Source organism: Pseudoalteromonas sp. NBT06-2 (assembly GCF_002276045.1).
Lineage (GTDB): Bacteria > Pseudomonadota > Gammaproteobacteria > Enterobacterales > Alteromonadaceae > Pseudoalteromonas.
Window position 1 is genome coordinate 1 of the sequence record NZ_NQMR01000070.1, and the last position, 20949, is coordinate 20949.

The following is a 20949-nucleotide window of genomic DNA, read 5'->3' on the forward strand; positions in this document are numbered from 1 at the left end:
CGATAAGCCGCAATCAAAATTTCTGAAAATCATTTTTTGTAGTACTTTCTTAAACCAAGCGGAATAATTCTGCTATACCTTTTAATGATTGGGATGGGATTAATGTTTTTTGACTCTATTTATTCATTCTTATGAACACATATAGTTATGACGACTTATAAAAAAGCCGTCATAACTTCTTTTTTATTCAGGTATATAGATTATTTCTCCATTATCTAATTGATAAGCCGCTCCCACGCGTTTACCTTTTCCCTGAGCACTTGTGGTAGATTCTTGTGCTTGATAACGCACAATCTTACCATTTTCTTTTGTTATTATTTGCATATCATCTTTACCAGGGTTTTTAACCATAGTGAAGCTGTCGTTAAATAGCATATCAGCAACATCAAGGTAACTTACTAAAGCGACCATCAAAGCAACAGAAAATACCATTGCTACATCGAACAGGTTTCCAACACTGTTCATTGGATTTAAATCATCATTATCACCAATCAGTCGGCGTCTTACTCTTTTATCTCTCATTGCTTTGACGCCTTAAAATCCAACAAATAATCGAGCAATGCTAATTCCTTAATTACTTGCCTTTTATTAATTTGATATAAAATAAATCCGATAGCACCAATAATTAAACCAATAACCGTTGTGGTGAAAGCGATTTGCATTTGTGATGCCAGTTGTTCAATATTTCCCTCTGCAAGTCCCTGTAAAGCAGGGCCCATAGGAATTAACGTGCCCATCAAACCAGTGATCGGTCCTAATTTTGCCAAATTGCTATACCGACACATCATCTTGTCGCTTTTAGTTTCAAATTGAGTGATTAAGTAACTACCATAAGCAATATCCGTTAAATCTAATAACGCTTTCACACTGTTTATGCACTGAAGTTGTAAGCAGCTAGGCGAAAAAGGAAAATCTGTCGAATTTACATTCATATTAGTACGCAATTTATCTGTTAAATGATCTATCGTACTATGATGATTTTTTTCGACTAAAATCTGACGGCCTAGCGCCATCACACTTTGTATAAACATGAATAATAAAAAGGCAATACAAGGGATAAGTAAACCCGATGTAAGCCAATATAATGAGTCTTGCAATAAATTCATTGTTGTTCCTAAGTAAATTATTTAAATTTCCAAAACATCTTTTCAATGTCACCTAAAATGAGTCAACGTTAGCTAAAACGCAATAATGATATGTTGCCCATTTAATCGATGATGTGCTTATACACGCTTTCGTTGATTGTATAAGTTATAAAGATATGTCAATGAGTACCCTACACATAACAATACCAATACAGTGATTGAACAATACACCAGTGCACGATAGTCAGGGGTGATCTCTAGTTGACGTGTCAGTGGCCATTTTGATGTTTGTAGCCATATTATGGCCACCGCGCTAAGTATTAATACCTTATCTAAAAACTCATATTTTAAGGACACTGTCGTTGTTAGTAATACAACACCTGAAACAACTAAACCAAAAACAAAGCCCTGAACTGTAAACGATAAACTGAACCATCCCATTTGGTAAAACAGCATTTGACCGTAGATAATCGCCCCTATCACACTCAACAGAGGCAGCTTGTAGTTCTTATTTAAAAAACAAGTGAGTAAGGTTTCCAGTAACACAATTACACACACTAACTCTAGTTCTGAGTATATTTTTTGCTGTAAAACAGTCACACTTTGCATCACCAAATATTCACTTAAAATAGTGCATAGTAAAGGGGGAAACACGATGATCAATCCAATAATCCAAGCATTAAAAGTGTCTTTCAATTGATAACCCTGTAACACAATGGCGAGCAGAATGAGTAAGATTAACCATTTATCAAGGCTGAACATTTTTTCGCCCTAACAAAGATATAATCAAACCTGCAATCGAGAAAAACAATAAAACCCACACTGTTGTACTAAGTGTATCTGCTTTTACTTGTTTATTATCTATTGCTTGTTGTGCTTTATTTTCTACTAAATCACTCACATCATTATCTCCTGATTGAGTATTAGTATTCTGGTATACTTTTGACTTTAATGGCTGCTCTTGCAAAACCAAACCTTTACTGACATCTCTTCCAATTTGTGCGGCATCAAGTTGCTTCTGATAACTTTCAATCAGAACTGGTTGTGTTAGTTTAGATTTAATAAAATCTTGAAGTAATGGGTTACCACATGTAAATGTGCCACAGCCAGCTTGATGCTCCTGCACTAATCTCGCATGTAAATCAGCTAAAGATTTAAGCTGTTTCTCGCTGGCCTGCCAAAGCCCTTTGCGCGCAGTTTCTAACATTACACCACTCATTTCCTGTAATGCAAAAGGGTTTTCTCGTGCAAAGAACTGTTTCAAATTCATGTTATTAATATCCTCAACATAAACTTGATATAGCTTATCCCAAACGACATCGTCAATGGCATCTGGTTTCATTACATTCCACCCAAAAGTATTGCGAAAAGTTTCAGCAAAATGCTCTGCGCTACTTGCTTCACCATTTATCATTGCTTTAATATATTTAGGGTTAAGCAAGGTTGTGCGCATCTCAGTCCAAAGCGCTTGGTTTAGCGTTTGTAAATTTGTATTATTGGGGTTTCTGAAATCATTAAAGTAGGCTTTTGGATCATTACCTGTCACTTCACGCACAGCTAAGTTAAGCCCTCCCATAAACTCATAAACATGATCTAAACTTAACATTCCCCAAGTATTACTGCTTCGAGGCTGTATCACAATTTCAGTATTTTGCAGCGCAGCTTCAAAAAGATGTGGAACAAACTCCCCCCAACTTTTATCATCTGCATAAACTGCTCCCATATTATTAATGTATTGTTTTGCAATTTGGCTGTCAGTTTCCCAACTTGCACCTTGTTCAACATGACTCATAATGCCTGTGCCATATGCACCATTAGCACCTCCAAAACTCCGTCTATAGGCATTATTTCGCGCCACTAAAGGCGCAATACCTTTATCGAGCAAATATTGCTCAGCATCAACAACGCCATTAGCAACAAAATTTGGATAAACATCATCATTTGCTTTAGCTGCCATTACTACAGCTTGTTCTATCAGAGCCAATCGAGAAGCGGCCAAATCTCTTAACTGCCCAGCCGATTGAACCACAATATCTATACGTGGCCGACCTAATGTTTTGCTATCTATCAAACGTAAAGTGGTAACTCGACCAAAGGGATCTCTTACAGGTTCAACCCCCAATAAATATAATATTTCTGCGATTGTGGCGCCATGGGAGTGAATAAATTCACTTGGCCATAAGGTAAAGCTCACCTTTTTAGGATAGCTTCCCGTTTCTTCCTGATGTGTATTCAGTAACATTTGTGCAAGTTTTTTCCCCACACTCCAAGCCGCGATACTCGGCGTTTTTTCGGCATCAATTGAAAACATATTTCTGCCAGTAGGCAATGCGGCAGGATTTACAATTGGATCTCCACCTGAGCTAGGTAAAATATAACCGCCATTAAATGCATTATTAAACGCATCCATTTCATTTTGAGCTCCTTGTAATAAATGAAGGCGATATTGGTTTACATTTGCTAAAGTTTGTTCAAACAATTGCTTCGTTTGCTCAAGTTGTTGCTGTACTTTTAGATCAACAGGCCCCACATTCATTTTTGCATCAGATAAACGATTGTCTTTAATGATTTCATTAACCATTTTTTGGCTATTACCACCGTTTAATACCTGTTCGATCCAATTTTTAGCTCTTTGTCTAAGCGCTTTATCATCTATTTTCTTTAGTTGATAATGTAGTGCCATTTCGGTATATTTTTTAGCCAATGTATCTATTACTATAAGCATTGCTGTTTGTTTTGCTTGATTTTGGGTAAATGGTTTTCCTAAGGTATATAGCCCCTCGGTAATTTTACTTTGTGCAATTGTTTCTAACCATTTAATAACCGGCTCAAGAACCTGTTGTTGCCATAAATCTTGTTGCAAAGATAGTTGCTGTATTGTCAATTGCAGGTCTTGATTTAGCTCTAAAGACATAATTAAATTATTTATTTGTTTTGCCAACGCTTGCTTTACGGCACCACTGGTTAATTGATATTCATTTATACTATCTGCTAAGGTTTTAAGTTCACTGTAAAGACCTGACTCTTGAAATGGTGGTGTTAAATGAGACAGAACAGTTGCATAAGTACGCCGTTTAGCAATGATTGCTTCACCTACATTACTCATTGTGTACACATAAAAATGCGGCGTATCACCTATTAGCGCATCTGCCCAATCGAACGATGATAGTGCAACTTGTTTACCACGGGTAAACTCTAAACTGCCGTGCGTTCCATAATGCACAATTGCATCAGCTTTAAATATCTCTTTGATCCACATATAGGGTGCAACATAACTATGTGGAGGGGCCTCATCTGTACCATGAACGAGTTTAAAGCTATCTTCACCTAACCCTGGCAGGGGTTGTGGTAATAATACAATGTTGCCATATTGTAGACGCGCAACACCTAAAAAAGGCTTGCCTGATTGGTGAGTTACCATAAAGTTACCTGGTGGTTTGCCAAACTTTTCACTTATTTGTTCACACATCCCTTTTGATAACTGCGTATAACACCATTTACTATAGGTAGCTACATCAATTAAAGCGGGATCTGCTTGCTCAAAGAATTGACTTAATAAACCTTTAGCATACGGTGCCATAACAGCACCTTGTCGATTTATGTCTTTTTTAAATTGTTGGTAATCATCTGGTAAAGAGCCTAAATCATATCCTTCATTTTTTAATTGATGCAGTGTATTAAATAAAGAAGGAACAACCTCCATATTGCCAGCAACCAAAGCATTTTTACCTGGGCCTTTAAAATACACTATCGCCAGCTTTTTTTTACTTTTTTGCGCATCTTTTAAAATAAACCATTGTTCAATCATATCAATGAAAGAATTTAAACGTTTTGGGATTGCTTTAAATATTTGTAAGTTCTGTTTGTCAGTAAACTGGGCATTAATAACATAGGGTACAACAGCACCATCTATTTCTGGCATAACGATATTCATAGTTAACATGCCACCACGATAACCTTGTGGATTATTTCGCCACGTTTTATGATTTTCAAACACAGACAAAGGAGCAAAAAGTGGGATGTTTTGTGACCGTAACCAATCAACAGCCGAAGAACCACTGCCTAATTGCAAACGTCCATGTGGCATCATTATCACAGCATCAGGCTTAATATCTTTTAACATATTCAGTCTGCGTTTTCGACTAGCCACTGGATAAACACGCATTCCCGCTTTTTCTAATTGATTAATTAATGCATCTAGATGATCTCGATTTGCATTAAAAGGCCCTGGCACACTGGTTAACAATGCGATTTTTTTACCATTAGGATTATATTGCGGTAGAGTTTGATAATACGTTTGATAATCTGCAACTTCTGTAAATTTTTTACTTTCATCTAGGTGGAACAAAACATCCCTATCAATCTTTTGAACTGGTTCTGCTGGTTCAACTCCAAAAGACTTATCATCTAAAATGGTACGGCTATAACGCAATAATTGTTTATAGTTAAAACTACCACCAAAACCTAAGTAAGCTGTTATTTTTGAGTAGTTTTCTTCATTTAAATTTGTAATATCCATTTTTGGATTATTAACTGCTTGAACGACTATTTTCACGCCAGCCTCTGAAGCATTTTTAAATGCTTCAATTTGGTGCTGATTTAATGATAAACCACGACCAAAAAGGTAAATCACATCATAATTTTGATATTCATCTACTGCTGATTTTTCAATTTTATCAATTTTAATCCAATCGTTTTCATTCGCTTTAATCATTCTTGCTATTTGAAAATCTCGGTAATTTATTAAGCCCACTTTCGTAGGAGATATAAATTCTTGATATATATAGGTAGCCACGAGAGCAAATAATATGGCTACTAATATAGCCCTTATATTGTTAATCATCTGTTTAAACATAAAAATTTCCTGATCACAAAAAATATGGCGGCAAAGCCGCCAAAGTTAAACTAAAAGCTATAATTTGCATTCAGTGATAAATTTCTACCAGATGCCACTGTTGCATCTAGGTTTCCTGTAGCATCTCTTCCTTTGTTATGTGACTCCCAATATTTTTTATCAAATGCATTATAAATACCCAAAGATAATGACATTTCGTTATTTGGTGTGTAGCGAATAGCAAGATCTTGTACCGCATAACCTGCAGGCTCAAATGCAGGTAAAGGACGGCCATGGCGTTTTAATGACTCTGCACCATCAGCCTTACTGATACCACGAATATGCCAATCAAACTGCCATTGCGCATTAGGTCTTAATGCAAAGCCGATTACTGCACTATTAGGCGAAACACTATTTAGACCTGAGTCATCTAATTTATTTTCACCATCAATTATGCTAATAGCTGCTTTAAGATCACCGCTCCAGCCTTGAGGTAAATACTGATCGATTATCAAACTTCCTGTTAACTCAAGCCCTTTAATATTAACTTCGCTTACATTTTTGTATTGTATTTGTCTAATCGCCGTTCTACCTGTAAATACAGGGAGTAATTCTCGATAACCAATTGTTTTGCTGTCAATAAAATCATCATATTGATTGTCATAAGCTGATATTTCTATACTGCCAACTTGATTATTCCAGCGAACACCTAATTCTATTCCGCGACTCTCTTCAGATGATAAATCATTATTTGGTACTATTTCATGGGGTACACCTGGTACAGGTATCAAGATAGATTTACTTTTGTATTGCTGGGCGATTGGTGGTGCTCTAAATCCAGTTGAATAATGACTAAATAATGACGTTTGCTCTGAAATATTCCAAACGACGCCTAAATGAGGTGATATTGAATCATCAGAGAAGGTTTTTGTTGTGGCATTAGCACGATTAAAGTTTTGGTAAGCTTCATCGGGATCTGGCTTATTCTCAAAATAGTCATATCGAATACCAGTGACTATTTTTATGTTATCTGTCAATTGAAAATAATCTTGGAAAAATGCGCCATATTGAGATATATCCGCATCTGGAAAAGATTTCCCTGGATAGCTATAACCATTAATAATGTTAGTTGATATACCTGAGTTTAAATCTTTTTGCTCTATATATGTTGGCCGAGAAAGCGTTTTATTTATTAGATCAATCCCCACTAAAATATGATGATTATTAATTTCTTTCTCTACAAGTAAGTTCAAACCAACTTGATCTTGTTTAAACTCTTCCCACTCAAACTCAATTGTATTTCTCGAAAAATCACTTTGTTGGCTTAGATCCGGTGCCTGAACGTGTTCTTGTTCATATTGCTCATAATTTGATTTTTGATAGTCTATTTGCCATTGCATTTTATCTACAAAACCTAAATCAAATATCTGATGCTTAATTCCTGCACGAAAAACAGATGATTGATCGTTAGCTGTTGATAATATAATGACAGAACCCGGTGGCCCTTTTATTGGACCTATATTGGTATTTAAGGTGTTATCAGCTTCTTGCTTAAAATAATCAGCTATTAAATCAATTACCTGATTATCACTTGGTCTATACTTCCATTTTAACAAAATACTATTTGATTCACCGTCTTTCGGATTGGTAACAAAATCACTATTGATATCTGTTTCTTGAAAATCTTGATGCTGTAATTGAACAAGTACTGAGCCACCAGCTGCTTTGCCTACTACACTTGTACCTAACCTATATCGTTCATCTTGTGAAAAGTAGCCAGCATTAACAGACTGCCTAACAGTGCCATCACTTTGCTCTAGTAAAGATTCAGGATCTGCTGATGTCATTAATACAACTCCCCCTAATGCATTACTGCCATATAGTGCTGATGCAGGACCTTTTAATATTTCTACTTGTTGTAAGTTAAATGGATCAAAATTACCTCGTCCTTGAGATGTACCTGCTGAACCAAAACCTTCTGGCATCACTATTCCGTCTTTAACAACTAATACGCGGTTACCGCCAATACCACGGATATTAATATTTGCATCGCCATGCCTATCACCAGATTTTTCGACTGTGATCCCTGCTTGATAACGAAGTAAGTCGCTTAATTTGTTTGGTGCAAGCTGCTCTATTTCCTTTTTATTAATAACTGAAATACTCGCAGGTATTTCATTTATTGTTGATTGAATTCTAGAAACTGATACTTCTATCTGTTCAATATCATCTGAATATGAATTAAACGCGATTGAATATAGTAATGATGCTGATACCGCTTTTGCTAATGGATTTAATTTTAACTTTGAAAAAATGTTCATATTTGCCTTTTGTTATATTATAACATCCCGATTTGTTATGTTATAATATAACAACAAGGAGCACAATGTCGTTTTGATTAATTTCATTAGAAACTAATTCCCTATTAATGACGATATTAAAAATATTTTTATCATAGGGATCATTTAATTGGATGTGCAGCAAAACAAGCAGTTGCTTCTCTTGAGAGTGCGTTTGGTAATGGAAAATTTACTTAACTATGTTTCATAATGATAAAATTTAATTCAAAAAAAACCTCACTATAATTAAAAGTGAGGCTTTGTATTCAAATGAATACGATCTTTAACAGTCAGAAAAATCTTAATTTTTGTTAACTTTTATTTTATAAAAAATACTGTACAACACAGGGACTGCAATCATAGTCAAAATTGTAGCAAATGCTAACCCGCCCATTATGGTTACTGACATATCAGCAAAAAATGGGTCAAATACCAGCGGCATCACTCCTAAAATGGTTGTAATAGCAGCCAGCGATACTGGACGCAAACGACTTAAACTCGCTTCAACAATAGCAACCGCCTTTTCCTTTCCTTCGTCAATTTGAAGATCAATTTCTTCAAGTAGTACAATCGCATTTTTAATTAACATGCCAAATAAACTTAAAAATCCAAGTAATGACATAAAACCAAACGGCATATCAGCTAACAATAAACCTGCTACCACACCTACAACAGCCATAGGCACAATTAACCAAATGATTAAAGGTTGTCTTACACGACCAAAAAGCAATACACTGACAATAAACATGATTAAAAAGCCCAAAGGTAAACCTTGACCTAATGCAGCCTGTGCATCACGTGAAGATTCATATTCACCTCCCCATTCAAGTTTATAACCATCTGGTAATTCAATTGCGTCTATTAATGGTTTAATACGAGAGAAAGCTTCACCTGTTGTTTCTTGGTAGCCAGCCTCAGCTTTAACAGTGAGTGTTCTAACACGATCACGACGGTTGATCAGTAACTCTTCACTTTGATAATTTATATTACCGCTTATTTGCTTAAAAGGAATATAAGTACGTTGACTACTACTCCAAACTAAACTATTTTCTAAGCCAAATAACTTATCTTGAGATTGATGCTGATTTTTTGCCACTATAGGATATAAATAATCACCATCTTGAAGTTGACCAATTTTAAGTCCATCTGTATAAAGTTTAACTGCATCACTAAAGTCACTACGACTTACGCCTGCAACCCCTGCTGCAATATCGTCAAATTCTGGAATAAGTACAATCCCTTTTTCGCGCCAATCATCTCTAATATCTCTAATTAAACCATCTTCACGAAATATTGTTTTAGCCTGCTCGGATAAGCTGCGTAAAATTTCAGGATCATGTCCAGAAAACCTTGCTTGAATTTTTGCACCCGCACCAGGTCCAAACTGCATTACTTCTGCAAAATACTCCACATTAGGGTTACTTTGCCTTAATTTATCTGAAATTTCTTTCGCTAATCTAGAGATCTCGGCAGCATTCTTTGCTCTAACAAGATATAAACCATAACTTTCGTTAGGCATTTCGGGACCAAAAACTAACGTAAACCTTGCTGAACTTTCACCTATAAAAGTAGATAATGACTCAACGCCTTTTGTTTCAAGGATCAAGCTCTCGCCTGCTTTCATGTGTTTTTCTGTCGCTCTTATATCTGAGTCTTGAGCGCCCCAGTAATGAACAAAAAATACAGGGGTATTTGAAGGCGGAAAGAATCCTTGTTTGATTAAACCAAAGCTTGCATATGCACCAATTGTAATAGCAATTAAAGTGGCTAAAGTTAAACCACGCCAATGAAGAGCTGCCCTAAGTACAATTAAATAACCTCGGTGCAAAAAAGAGTGCGTTTCTTGCTCTTGTGTTATTTTACCCACTTTATAAAAATAACGGCCTAATAATGGTGTTAAAGAGACAGCTAATACCCAACTCAACATTAGTGATATTAAAACAACAGCATAAAGTGAAAATAAAAACTCACCTGTCGCATCATCTGATAAACCTATACCTGAAAACGCTGCTATACCAATGATAGTGGCACCTAACAATGGCCATTGCGTTCGTTTTACAATAAAACTCGCTGACTCTAAGGCTGATTTCCCTTTTTCCATTCGCAACATCATGCCTTCGGCTACAACAATGGCATTATCCACTAACATACCCATCGCAATGACCATAGCTCCAAGGGAAATACGCTGCAACTGTAAATCGTACAACCACATAATTAATACAGTACCTAATACAGTAATTAATAAAGTGCCCCCGACAACAATACCTGAACGCCACCCCATAAAAATACATAAAGCAATTGTTACTACCGCAACAGATAATTCTAAGTTGAAAATAAAACCATCAACTGATTTTTCAACAACTTTAGCCTGATCATATATAGAAGCAACATTAATTCCTGCAGGTAACTGTTTAAGTACTTGTGCTAATTTTGCTTCTATTTTTTCACCCACTTTAACTATGTTGATATCATTTTGAGCAGAAATACCTAAAGTAATAGCTGGATGGCCATTATATCTTTTCAAACCACTCGGGATGTCAACTGCTTGAATAGAAAGTTTAGCGATATCTTTAATTTTAATTGAGGCATTTCTACCCGGTAATACAATTGATAAATTCTCTATTTCTTCTACGCGATTCGTGGAGCTTTCAACTGGAATTCTAATTTGTTTATCATCAACATAAAGGCGACCTCCAACAAAAGGTTTTAAATTACTCGCCAAAACTTGTTTTATTTCTGGAAAAGATAAACCCAACCCTGCAATTTGATAACTGTCAATCTCAGCAACAATTTGCTCTTGTATGATCCCTTCAACTTGAACCTTAGCAACCCCCTCTACGGCAAGTAACTCTCTACGGATTGTTCGAGAAAACTCTCTCATTTGATAAGCTGTAAAATCTGGTGCTGTTAATGAATAATAAATACCATACACATCACCAAAATCATCTATTACAACGGGTGCACTCGCCCCAAGAGGCAATGAACCTTGTATATCTCGTAATCGTTTTCTTAATTCATCCCATATTTGAGGTAATAACGGTCCATCAATCGTTGGTTTAACTTCCATTGTCACACGAGAAAATCCCGGCTTGCTGACAGACTCTAACTTATCCAGTTGCCACATTTGCTGAAGTGCAATTTCGACTTGTTCTGTGACTTCTCTTTCTACTTTTTCGGCACTGGCACCTGGATAATATGTAAAAATAACAGCTTGTTTAATGGTAAAAGCAGGATCTTCTAATCGTCCTATTTTACCCATAGCAATTACACCCCCTATTATAAAACAGAGTGCGATAAGCCATATATTTATTGGTTTTGTTAAAGAATAACGTGCGATATCCATATTAATATTCTGCCTTATATTCTTTAACTTTAAGCCCTTTACTCATTTGATTAACAGCAGCAGATACTATTTTGTCTCCGACATTTACACCGCTTGATACCACTGCAAACTTCCCTTTTAAACTTGCTATTTCAACAGATATTGGTTGCACATCATGGGTTTTTGGATTGAACTTCCAAACTTTAAAACCTTTATTTTTATCTCCCATAAGTGATTTGATTGGGATCAAAATAGCACTGTATTGTTCACTCATATTTTCAATTTTTACACTGGCTCTAGAGCCGGGATAAAATAAATTGCTTATCTTGCCATCTAACGCAAAAGTAACACCATAGGTTTGTGTTATCGGGTTAGGAGATGTTTTATGCTCAACATAATAAATATCAAATATATTTTGTTCCTGACCAATAATATACGCAGTCGCTTTTATGTTACGGTTTCCTGCGTTGGCAGTCATGACTCGCTCTGGCACATCAAATGTAAAGTAAAGCTTAGATCGGTCCTGTAAATTGGCGATTGTATCTCCTGCCGTGATATAACTATTGTTTTCAATATGTCTTGTTCCTACGATTGCATCAAAAGGCGCTTTAATTATTGTATAGCTCAAATCTTGTTTTGCATTAGCGAGTGCCAATTCTGTTATTGCGTATTGAGACTTAGCATCATCAAATGTACTTTGAGAAGCGACATTTTTTTTGAAAACTTCTTCAATTCTCGCTAAGTTTCGTACTGCATCTTCAAATCTTATTTTCGCTTCAGAAACTCTACGCTCGAAAGGCGCAGGGTCAATACGTGCTAATATTTCACCCTTTACTACAGAGCTGCCCTCAACAAGATTTTCAAAAGTTAATCTTCCTGATACTTGAAATTTAAGATCGACACTCTTAACCGCTGATACTGTTGCAGGAAATTCGTATTCACTTGCAACATCGACTTGTTTAGTTTTGAACAGTTGAACAACAACGGGTTCTTGAGTGTTAGTTTCCTTTGCTGGTTCAGAACAAGCTTGCAAACATAAAAGTAAAACACCTATAAATATTCGATTCACAATATCTCCAAATTACTATCATTACTAAGGTATTTATTACCCAAGCGGTCTATTTTGTGCAACTATAGCAATAAGTTTACACATTTACAATAAATGTAAACCTGTTGAGTAACGATCAATTGTAAGTTAAAATTGTTAAATAAAACCTTTATCAAACGAGAAATTAATTTTGCTTAGCTCTAGAGAGAAAATTCTTATAAGTGCAACTGAGTGTTTTTTTCAACATGGTTATGCCACCGCTAATATATCTATGGTAGCAAGATATGCTGAAATTTCCCGAGTGACAATACATAAACAGTTTAGAAGTAAAGAGACGCTTTTTCGCGCCGTTGTAGAAAAATACATAGCAGATAATAATATTCTTTTAAATGAATACAGACTTTCATCAGAAGACTTTTGGACTGAAACAGAAACCTTTATTCTAAAGAGATGTGATGGTTTATTTGAGGAAGTATCAAGCTCATTAATACGCACAGACCTACTGCATGCTGGTCAGAGCTACTGCCAAGATATCATTAGTGAAAATGAGCTAAAAGTACGTGAAATAATAAGCACTAGGATCATTAATGAAGTAAAAAATAAACGCATGACTTTAAAAAAGATAAATATCACAGTGGAAGAATTTGCCCGTGTTATAGAGACAGCCCCCTTTGGATTGGCACTTTCTAGTACGGAAGAAGATAACCAAGCTTTTGTTAAACATTTAATGAAAGTATTTAAAGCATCTACTCAGGGTTAAATTTTGTTCGAAATAAAAGCATTTTAGTCGCGGCGAGTCGTGTGTCGCCTAGTCATTCTAAGTAAATACGACTCAACAAAGAATAAAATGCTTTTAGCCGAATCCTTCGGACAGCGTTTGCTGGGCATTTTTACTGAAAAAATAATCTCGAAAGATCAACAGCCCCTAGCTTACTTTTAATATCTCAAACTAATTTAATAAAGCGCTCTCGCTTTAAGATTAATTATTTAAAACCACTTAAATTCAACCATATAGATACAAAATTTAAACATAAGGTTTCAGCATCGGTGAAAATAGTATCTAAATTATTACTATTGTTTTGATTGTTAAATTAAAAATGAATTATACGGTCGCAACTTGAACACCCAGTTAAATATGCAATAAATATCAGATAAGATAAAAAAAATACTAAATAAAAATACTAAATAAAAATATCAAAAGAAAAAATGAGTAAGTTGTCTTATTCACATATGTTTGGCAGTAAAACTCATCAAGTAGGCATTGATTTAGCTGAAAAACTATCAGCTATGGTGCCAGTAGAAAGTGCCAAAGTGTTTTTTGGTAACTCTGGCAGTGATGCTAATGATACGCATATAAAAAAATGGCTTAAATTATAGCAAAAATAATATGTAAGTGTGGATTATAGCAACCATTTCTTCCGTGCGTATGAATAAAGACAATCGTAGCGATTTTTAAAGACTTACAGCCAAATTTAGTTTGTATCATCTCCTCTAAACATTGCTGCGCTAACATCATGAATTGTGAATACAAACGGCTCTGTTGGGGATGATTATAGAATTTAATTCTTAGCTGTGCAGGTAAGGTTAAGACAACTTGTCAATAACTCACACCAGGAAGTAAACGTGCTGCTATCTTCGTCATACTTTCGCGCACGTAGCGCTTACCACACTGTGGACACGCTTTTCCCTTACAACTGAAATGAACTTTATGTTGTCCCTGACCGCATGATAGACATTGGAAAACTGCGGATCCTGTCGCTTCACTACCACAATCAAGCATCTTTTTTATTTCACGTTGATAATACGCACAATTGTAACGAGCATGTTTAGCCGCAAAAATTGACCAATGGTCACTAAAGATAGCTTTAAATCGTTTGAGTTTATTTTTTATTCCTTTAAAGTTCATCGCACGCACAACTTTTGTTCGAGAAATTTAAGAGTTTATAAATACTAGCTGTATATATTAAATTTAATAATAATTTCAGGGTTAGTATTTAAGATTGTTATTACTAAAGTATTACGAGGTGTCAATTATAAAGATTATATTAAGTAGAGCTAAGTTGTTGAAAGTGGCGGAGAGATAGGGATTTGAACCCTAGATGGGCTATAAACCCATGCCGGTTTTCAAGACCGGTGCATTCGACCACTCTGCCATCTCTCCGCAGCGGCGCGAATATTATTAAACTAATTGATGTTTGTGAAGTCTTTTTTTTATTTTTTTGTTTAAGTGATTAAAAAACAGTTAATTCGTTTAAATACATACCGTTTATGTTTATTTTTTAATCTTTGAAATATTATTGAACCCTTTTACTGTTTAATAATCAAAATTGTAGATAAACAACTTATTGCCCTAACTGCTTAAGCTTGTTAATCTTTACACTTCATTTGAAAACACATTGAAACTAGAAAACGTAAAGAACAGGAACGGGTTTCAACTAAGGAGACTATTATGGGTTTTAATCATACTTATACCACAGACAAACCTGTCAGTTCGGTATTAGAAACAAACAAAGTATTGAGAAATACTTACATGCTTTTAGGAATGACTTTGTTAGCAAGTGCTGTAACAGCAGGCATTTCTATGGCTTTAGAACTTCCACGTATGATGGGATTAGTATTTACCTTAATTTCATTAGGCTTAATTTTTGTTGTAAACAAAAAGGCTGACTCTTCATCTGGTATTTTTTGGATATTCGCTTTTACTGGCTGTATGGGTTTAGGTTTAGGTCCTATGCTTAACCATTATGCTGGTATGGCTGGGGGCCCAATGCTTATTATGCAAGCATTAGGTTCTACTGCACTCGTATTTTTCGGTCTATCTGCATACGCACTTACAACTAAAAAAGATTTCTCATTTATGGGTGGCTTTTTAACTGTGGGTTTACTAGTCGTAATTGTTGCAAGTATCGTTAATATTTTTATCGGTAGTTCTTTAACTTTTATGGTTATTAATGCTGCTGTAGTATTGATTATGTCTGGTTTCATTTTGTTTGATACAAGCCGTATCATCAACGGTGGTGAAACTAACTATATACGTGCAACTGTAGGCTTATACTTAAACATTTATAACTTATTTACGTCTATTTTAGCTTTATTAGGTATGTCTGACGATTAATAACATGCTTAAAGTGAATTAATTCACGTATAATAAAGGCCTCGTTAAATAGCGGGGCTTTTTTGTAACCAAAATTCATGGGGATAATGTGGCTAATTTTGTTTTATCTTTACATGCTTCACCTAGTGATACTGATGCATGTTTATCTTTATTTAACTTTGCTAAAGCAACATTGTGTGCAGGACATACGATAGACGCTATTTTTTTATATCAAGAAGCTATTTGGCATGCGAGCGAACATTTTATGATCGCAAAAGACGAAGTACAATTAAATGAGCAATGGCAATCTTTTGTTGATGACTCAAACACACCTTTACTATTATGTATTACAGCAGCCGAAAAGCGTGGATTGGATATTAAAAACACCGGCGCTTTTACAGTAGCAGGTTTAGCCGAGTTTGCGATGGCAGTTGCCAAAACAGATAAATGGATACAATTCAAATAGTGCTATGGATATGAAAAATATATTAGTAATACAAACCTATAGTCCATTTGATGGTGTTAAATGTAGAGAAGCGCTTGATACTGCACTTATTTTTGCCGCGATTGACCAAAATGTAAGTATTTTATTTAAAGATGATGCTGTGTTTTGCTTACACCCAGAGCAAAATCCCGCGTTAGCTAATTTAAAAGATTATTTTAAAACTTTAAAAATGCTTGAGTTATATGATATAGAAAATATTTATGCTTGTAAGCAATCTCTTCAATCAAGAGGGATTAATATTAGTAACTTACACTTAGATTGTATTATTGTAGACAATGCTCAAATTAAAAAAATTCTGCTTACACAAGATCATTTGGTGAATATGTAATGAATAATCAAGTAATAAACAATGCGACTTTACATATCTTATCTAAACCAATCACAAAAACTGAATATAAAAAATTACGAGATATAAAAAACGACTCCGACTGCGTTCTATTCACTCGTGATGCTTGTTATTCGTTATTAGCCCCACATATAGATATTAGCTCTGTTATCGCTTTAGATATTGACTGCGAAGCGCGAGGGATTAAAAATGAAGTAATTAACCTTATTGACTATAAGCAATGGGTAGATTTAGCTTTACAATATAAAAATATATTAAGTTGGTAGCATGATTGAATTTAATCAGTTAGAAATCGAAACAGATACACAAGGTTACTTATTGAATCCAAATGATTGGAGTAAAGAGCTGGCTTTTGTAATTGCTAAAGAAGAAAATATTGAATTAAGCGATTCGCATTGGGAAGTTGTCTATTTTGTACGTGATTTTTACCAAGAATTTAATACCAGCCCAGCTATCAGAATGTTAGTTAAAGCAATGGCTAAAAAACTTGGTGAAGATAAGGGCAATAGTATTTACCTTTATACTTTATTCCCTAAAGGCCCTGCAAAACAAGCGACTAAAATAGCAGGGTTACCAAAACCAGCTAGGTGCATTTAAATTGGAAGTGATTTTAAAATAGTTCACAGATTAATACCCGATGAGCTTATTTTAAATGTTAATTTCCAACTTCATCAAGTAATTTAGCTATGTTGACTACATTAATGGCATGTAATTCTTAAATTATACTTAGCTTTGCTGAACCTGATGTGTATTGCTATATACTGTTGTAAAAGCTTCAAAACCGATATATGCAGCGACTAATAATAATAACACCATTAATAATCGATAAAACCAACGCAAAGCGAGTTTAATTACATTTATCTTTGTGTGTTTCTTTGTCATTGTTAAACCTATCAAAATATTTATCTTTTTTGGTTATCGCCTGTCACGATTTTGTAATTAGTTCAGCAGAAAGCTTTATCAAAGGGAGTGTCATTCACTATCAATAACCCCGTCTCCCCCCTTTGAAATTAAATCGCTGAAAACACTTAGGAAATTACATTTATACCAATTAAAATAAATATGTGATCAATCTAAAAGGTATTATTCTTTAGCGATAGATAAATTATAGATTCATTTTAGATAAATAGGTTTTGTATTCGATAAAATAACAGAATGAAGCGATATATACCCATGATACTTCAAAATACACGATTTCAGCGAGAATTAAACAGGATTTAGGCAAGGCATTAATTGAAGATAATGGTTGTTTCATTATCAAAATTAATAACGTAGCATAAATCCTGTTTAAATTCGCCGAGACGGAGCTTTATTAATGGAAATGGTATTATTTACCTAATACTTCTATACCAGCCATATAAGGTTTTAATACCGAAGGTACTACAACTGAGCCATCTGCTTGTTGGTAGTTTTCTAATACTGCAACAAGTGTACGCCCTACAGCTAAGCCTGAACCATTTAATGTATGTAACAACTCTGGCTTTTTGCTGCCTTTACGTTTGAAACGTGCTTGCATACGACGTGCCTGGAAGTCATTCATTGTTGAACAAGATGAAATCTCACGATAAGTATGTTGCGCTGGTAACCATACTTCTAAGTCGTAAGTTTTACTTGAGCCAAAGCCCATATCACCGGTACATAAAATGACTTTACGGTAAGGCAATTCTAATGCTTGTAAAATTTGTTCAGCGTGACCCGTTAACTCTTCTAAAGCTTCAAGTGAATCTTCAGGTCTTACAAGTTGTACTAATTCTACTTTATCGAATTGATGCTGACGAATAAGACCACGTGTATCACGGCCATAACTACCCGCTTCACTTCTAAAACAAGGTGTATGCGCAGTTAATTTAACTGGAAGTTCAGCTTCTTCAAAAATTTCATCTCGTGCTAAGTTTGTGAGTGGTACTTCAGCCGTTGGAATTAAGCTGAATGTATTTTGATCTTCAGCAAGTGCTTCAGTATGGAACAAATCAGCAGCAAATTTAGGAAGTTGACCTGTACCGTATAAGCTGTCTTTATTAACTAAATAAGGCACATACATTTCTGTATAACCATTTTTTAGTGTGTGTGTATCTAACATAAACTGAGCAAGTGCTCGGTGTAAACGCGCCATTTGACCGCGCATAACAGTGAAACGTGCACCACTTAATTTAACACCCGCTTCAAAGTCTAAGCCTTTATCTAATCCTTCACCTAAATCAACATGATCTTTTACTTCAAAGTCATATGCTTTTGGTTCGCCCCATTTCAATATTTCAACATTTTCGTCTTCATCTTTACCTTGTGGTACAGATTCATCATGTAGGTTAGGTAAACTTAAAGCTATCTCTTTTAATTTTTCTAATACTTCGTCTTGTTCGGCTTTCACTGCGTCAAGTTCTGCACCTAATTGACCTACTGATTCAAGTAATGGCTTAATATCTTCACCACGTGATTTTGCTTGACCAATTGATTTGGAACGCGTATTACGTTCACTTTGTAATTCTTGGGTTTTTACTTGTAGCGCTTTACGGCTTTCTTCTAAAGCATTGATTGTGTCAACATCAAGCTTAAAACCTCTTTGTGCTAAACGTTCAGCTGTTTGGTTGATGTCCTGACGTAAATATTTTGAATCTAACATATTCTTCTTTTAACCTTTTGGGCACTACAAGTGCTATTTTTGTACAAACTGTATTACTAATTGCATCCCTAACCAAGTAACAAAGATACAACAGACTAAATTTAATGTGATATTTAACGCTACCTTTAACCACTCTCCTTGCTGCATAAGCAATAGAGTATCTAATGAAAAGGTAGAAAATGTTGTTAACGCACCTAGAAAACCAATACCAAGAATGGTTTTAGCTGGACTACCAACTAAGAATTCTTTTTCTAATAGGGCAAATAAAATCCCCATTAATAACGACCCCAGAATATTAACCGCCAAAGTACCAAAAGGGAATCCCCTACCCAATAGTTTTACCATGGTTTCGCTAATAAAAAACCTTAAGCAAGCACCACTGGCTCCACCTAAGGCGACAAAAAGGTATAGTTTGAATATATTCATACTATTTTATTCATACCTTTTAATTGTACTTTGTTGATCAAGTGCCGTTAAATAATCCAATTTTTCTTTTATTTTCTTTTCTAAACCACGATCTACAGGGTGGTAGTATTGCGTGTCTTTTAATGCTTCAGGAAAGTAGTTTTCGCCGGCGGCAAAAGCGCCAGATTCATCATGTGCATAGCGATATTCACTACCATAACCTAAGTCTTTCATTAGATTAGTAGGCGCATTTCTTAAATGATTTGGTACAGGAAAGCTAGGAAGCTCGTTTGCTTGCTGTTTCGCTTTATTGAAGGCAGTGTAAACAGCATTACTTTTAGCGGCGCTGGCTAAGTATAACGTGGCTTGTGCTATGGCACGTTCGCCTTCGCCTGGGCCAACTCTTTGATATATATCCCAAGCATTAAGTGCAACTTGCATCGCGCGAGGGTCTGCATTACCGATATCTTCAGTAGCAATCGCTAATAAACGACGAGCGACATAAAGTGCATCACCGCCACCAGCTAATATTCTACAATACCAATAAAGCGCAGCATCTGGCGCAGAGCCGCGCACAGACTTATGAAATGCGGATATTAAATCGTAATATTCATCACCACCATTATCATATTTAGCGATATGACTTGGCAAAATTTGCTCTAATACTGATTTATCTATTAATGATACATCGCCTTTTTCTATTGCTAAATCTGCTGCTTGCTCTAATAAATTGAGTAATTTTCTGGCATCACCATCTGCTGCTAAACATAATACTTTTTTTGCGTTATCAGGAATATCCAAAGATTGTTTAGCTAAGCCTTTATCACTTGAAAGGGCTTGCTCTAATACTTCACTTAAATCTTGCTCTGTAAGAGATTTAAGAACATAAACCCGAGCACGAGACAGTATCGCGTTATTTAATGCAAACGAAGGATTTTCAGTGGTTGCACCAACAAAAATAAAGGTACCATCTTCAATATGAGGTAAAAAAGCATCTTGCTGTGATTTATTAAATCTGTGGACTTCATCAACAAACAGTAAAGTACGTTGGCCATTAGATGCTAAATGGTTTTTAGCGTCTTGTACTGATTGTCTTATTTCTTTTACACCTGCAGAGACAGCTGAAATACGAATTAAATTTGCATTGGCATGGTGGGCAATAATTTCCGCTAGTGTGGTTTTACCAACACCAGGTGGACCCCAAAGTATTAAAGAGTGACAACGCCCTTCAATAATTGCCCTATAAAGCGGTTTATCAGGCGATAATAAATGACTTTGACCATAATAATCGTCTAAAGTTTCGGGGCGCATTCTTGCAGCCAGTGGTCGTACATCAGGGGCAAAGTCAAAA

19 protein-coding genes and 1 tRNA gene are annotated in these 20949 nt (G+C 35.4%); 7 read left to right on the forward strand and 13 right to left on the reverse strand.

Annotated features, from left to right (window positions below):
* Positions 1 to 183 precede the first annotated feature (183 nt).
* The 7 genes from CJF42_RS14175 to CJF42_RS14205 all read right to left on the reverse strand — a co-directional run bounded on the left by CJF42_RS14175 (position 184) and on the right by CJF42_RS14205 (position 12649).
* Positions 184 to 522 carry a DUF2149 domain-containing protein gene (locus CJF42_RS14175; protein ID WP_095367321.1) on the reverse strand — a complete coding sequence of 113 codons (339 nt, stop codon included), beginning with the start codon at positions 520 to 522 and terminating at the stop codon, positions 184 to 186.
* Positions 519 to 1106, reverse strand: a complete 588-nt coding sequence (locus CJF42_RS14180; RefSeq protein ID WP_095367322.1) for a MotA/TolQ/ExbB proton channel family protein — start codon at positions 1104 to 1106, stop codon at positions 519 to 521. The genes CJF42_RS14175 and CJF42_RS14180 overlap by 4 nt, the downstream gene beginning before the upstream one ends.
* A gap of 117 nt (positions 1107 to 1223) precedes the next feature.
* Positions 1224 to 1847, reverse strand: coding sequence for a hypothetical protein (locus CJF42_RS14185; RefSeq protein WP_095367323.1), 624 nt, complete (start codon positions 1845 to 1847; stop codon positions 1224 to 1226).
* On the reverse strand, positions 1834 to 5940 hold the full coding sequence (locus CJF42_RS14190) for a cobaltochelatase subunit CobN (RefSeq protein ID WP_095367324.1): 4107 nt from the start codon (positions 5938 to 5940) through the stop codon (positions 1834 to 1836). Before CJF42_RS14190 ends, CJF42_RS14185 begins: the two co-directional genes overlap by 14 nt.
* Before the next feature lie 50 nt (positions 5941 to 5990).
* The gene (locus tag CJF42_RS14195) at positions 5991 to 8240 is read right to left on the reverse strand and encodes a TonB-dependent hemoglobin/transferrin/lactoferrin family receptor (RefSeq protein ID WP_095367325.1); all 2250 of its coding nucleotides are present in this window, start codon (positions 8238 to 8240) and stop codon (positions 5991 to 5993) included.
* Between the two features lie 319 nt (positions 8241 to 8559).
* On the reverse strand, positions 8560 to 11601 hold the full coding sequence (locus CJF42_RS14200) for an efflux RND transporter permease subunit (protein ID WP_095367326.1): 3042 nt from the start codon (positions 11599 to 11601) through the stop codon (positions 8560 to 8562).
* Position 11602: 1 nt separating this feature from the next.
* Complete coding sequence (locus tag CJF42_RS14205; RefSeq protein WP_170940616.1) at positions 11603 to 12649, reverse strand: efflux RND transporter periplasmic adaptor subunit; 1047 nt, start codon at positions 12647 to 12649, stop codon at positions 11603 to 11605.
* Between the two features lie 169 nt (positions 12650 to 12818).
* Here CJF42_RS14205 and CJF42_RS14210 point away from each other — a divergent pair, with 169 nt between their 5' ends.
* On the forward strand, positions 12819 to 13388 hold the full coding sequence (locus tag CJF42_RS14210; RefSeq protein ID WP_170940617.1) for a TetR/AcrR family transcriptional regulator: 570 nt from the start codon (positions 12819 to 12821) through the stop codon (positions 13386 to 13388).
* 446 nt (positions 13389 to 13834) lie between these two features.
* A complete protein-coding gene (locus CJF42_RS14215) occupies positions 13835 to 14005 on the forward strand; it encodes a hypothetical protein (protein ID WP_252097616.1) in 171 nt (56 codons plus the stop codon).
* Positions 14006 to 14225: 220 nt separating this feature from the next.
* Here CJF42_RS14215 and CJF42_RS29325 read toward each other — a convergent pair whose 3' ends face one another.
* On the reverse strand, positions 14226 to 14534 hold the full coding sequence (locus CJF42_RS29325; protein WP_095367329.1) for a transposase zinc-binding domain-containing protein: 309 nt from the start codon (positions 14532 to 14534) through the stop codon (positions 14226 to 14228).
* A gap of 164 nt (positions 14535 to 14698) precedes the next feature.
* Positions 14699 to 14789 (reverse strand) — tRNA-Ser (locus tag CJF42_RS14225).
* Positions 14790 to 15077: 288 nt separating this feature from the next.
* Between CJF42_RS14225 and CJF42_RS14230 the strand changes: the two genes are divergently transcribed.
* From CJF42_RS14230 to CJF42_RS14250, 5 genes are all read left to right on the forward strand, one after another.
* Positions 15078 to 15743 (forward strand): Bax inhibitor-1/YccA family protein, encoded by a 666-nt coding sequence (locus CJF42_RS14230; protein WP_095367330.1) that lies wholly within the window; start codon positions 15078 to 15080, stop codon positions 15741 to 15743.
* An 88-nt stretch (positions 15744 to 15831) separates the two neighbouring features.
* Positions 15832 to 16188 carry a sulfurtransferase complex subunit TusD gene (gene tusD / locus CJF42_RS14235; RefSeq protein WP_095367331.1) on the forward strand — a complete coding sequence of 119 codons (357 nt, stop codon included), beginning with the start codon at positions 15832 to 15834 and terminating at the stop codon, positions 16186 to 16188.
* Between the two features lie 10 nt (positions 16189 to 16198).
* Complete coding sequence (tusC, locus tag CJF42_RS14240; RefSeq protein ID WP_095367355.1) at positions 16199 to 16555, forward strand: sulfurtransferase complex subunit TusC; 357 nt, start codon at positions 16199 to 16201, stop codon at positions 16553 to 16555.
* Positions 16555 to 16839 (forward strand): DsrH/TusB family sulfur metabolism protein, encoded by a 285-nt coding sequence (locus tag CJF42_RS14245; protein ID WP_095367332.1) that lies wholly within the window; start codon positions 16555 to 16557, stop codon positions 16837 to 16839. Before tusC ends, CJF42_RS14245 begins: the two co-directional genes overlap by 1 nt.
* A 1-nt stretch (position 16840) precedes the next feature.
* Entirely contained in the window at positions 16841 to 17170 is a 330-nt protein-coding gene (locus tag CJF42_RS14250) for a TusE/DsrC/DsvC family sulfur relay protein (RefSeq protein WP_095367333.1), read from the forward strand.
* A 129-nt stretch (positions 17171 to 17299) separates the two neighbouring features.
* Here the strand turns inward: CJF42_RS14250 and CJF42_RS27530 are convergent, their stop codons facing one another.
* The 4 genes from CJF42_RS27530 to CJF42_RS14265 all read right to left on the reverse strand — a co-directional run bounded on the left by CJF42_RS27530 (position 17300) and on the right by CJF42_RS14265 (position 20909).
* On the reverse strand, positions 17300 to 17455 hold the full coding sequence (locus CJF42_RS27530) for a hypothetical protein (protein WP_170940618.1): 156 nt from the start codon (positions 17453 to 17455) through the stop codon (positions 17300 to 17302).
* 445 nt (positions 17456 to 17900) lie between these two features.
* On the reverse strand, positions 17901 to 19193 hold the full coding sequence (serS, locus tag CJF42_RS14255; RefSeq protein WP_095367334.1) for a serine--tRNA ligase: 1293 nt from the start codon (positions 19191 to 19193) through the stop codon (positions 17901 to 17903).
* Positions 19194 to 19226: 33 nt separating this feature from the next.
* Positions 19227 to 19619 carry a fluoride efflux transporter CrcB gene (crcB, locus tag CJF42_RS14260; protein ID WP_170940619.1) on the reverse strand — a complete coding sequence of 131 codons (393 nt, stop codon included), beginning with the start codon at positions 19617 to 19619 and terminating at the stop codon, positions 19227 to 19229.
* A 6-nt stretch (positions 19620 to 19625) separates the two neighbouring features.
* Positions 19626 to 20909: a replication-associated recombination protein A gene (locus tag CJF42_RS14265; RefSeq protein ID WP_502694793.1), complete on the reverse strand. Its 1284-nt coding sequence runs from the start codon at positions 20907 to 20909 to the stop codon at positions 19626 to 19628.
* Positions 20910 to 20949: the final 40 nt, after the last annotated feature.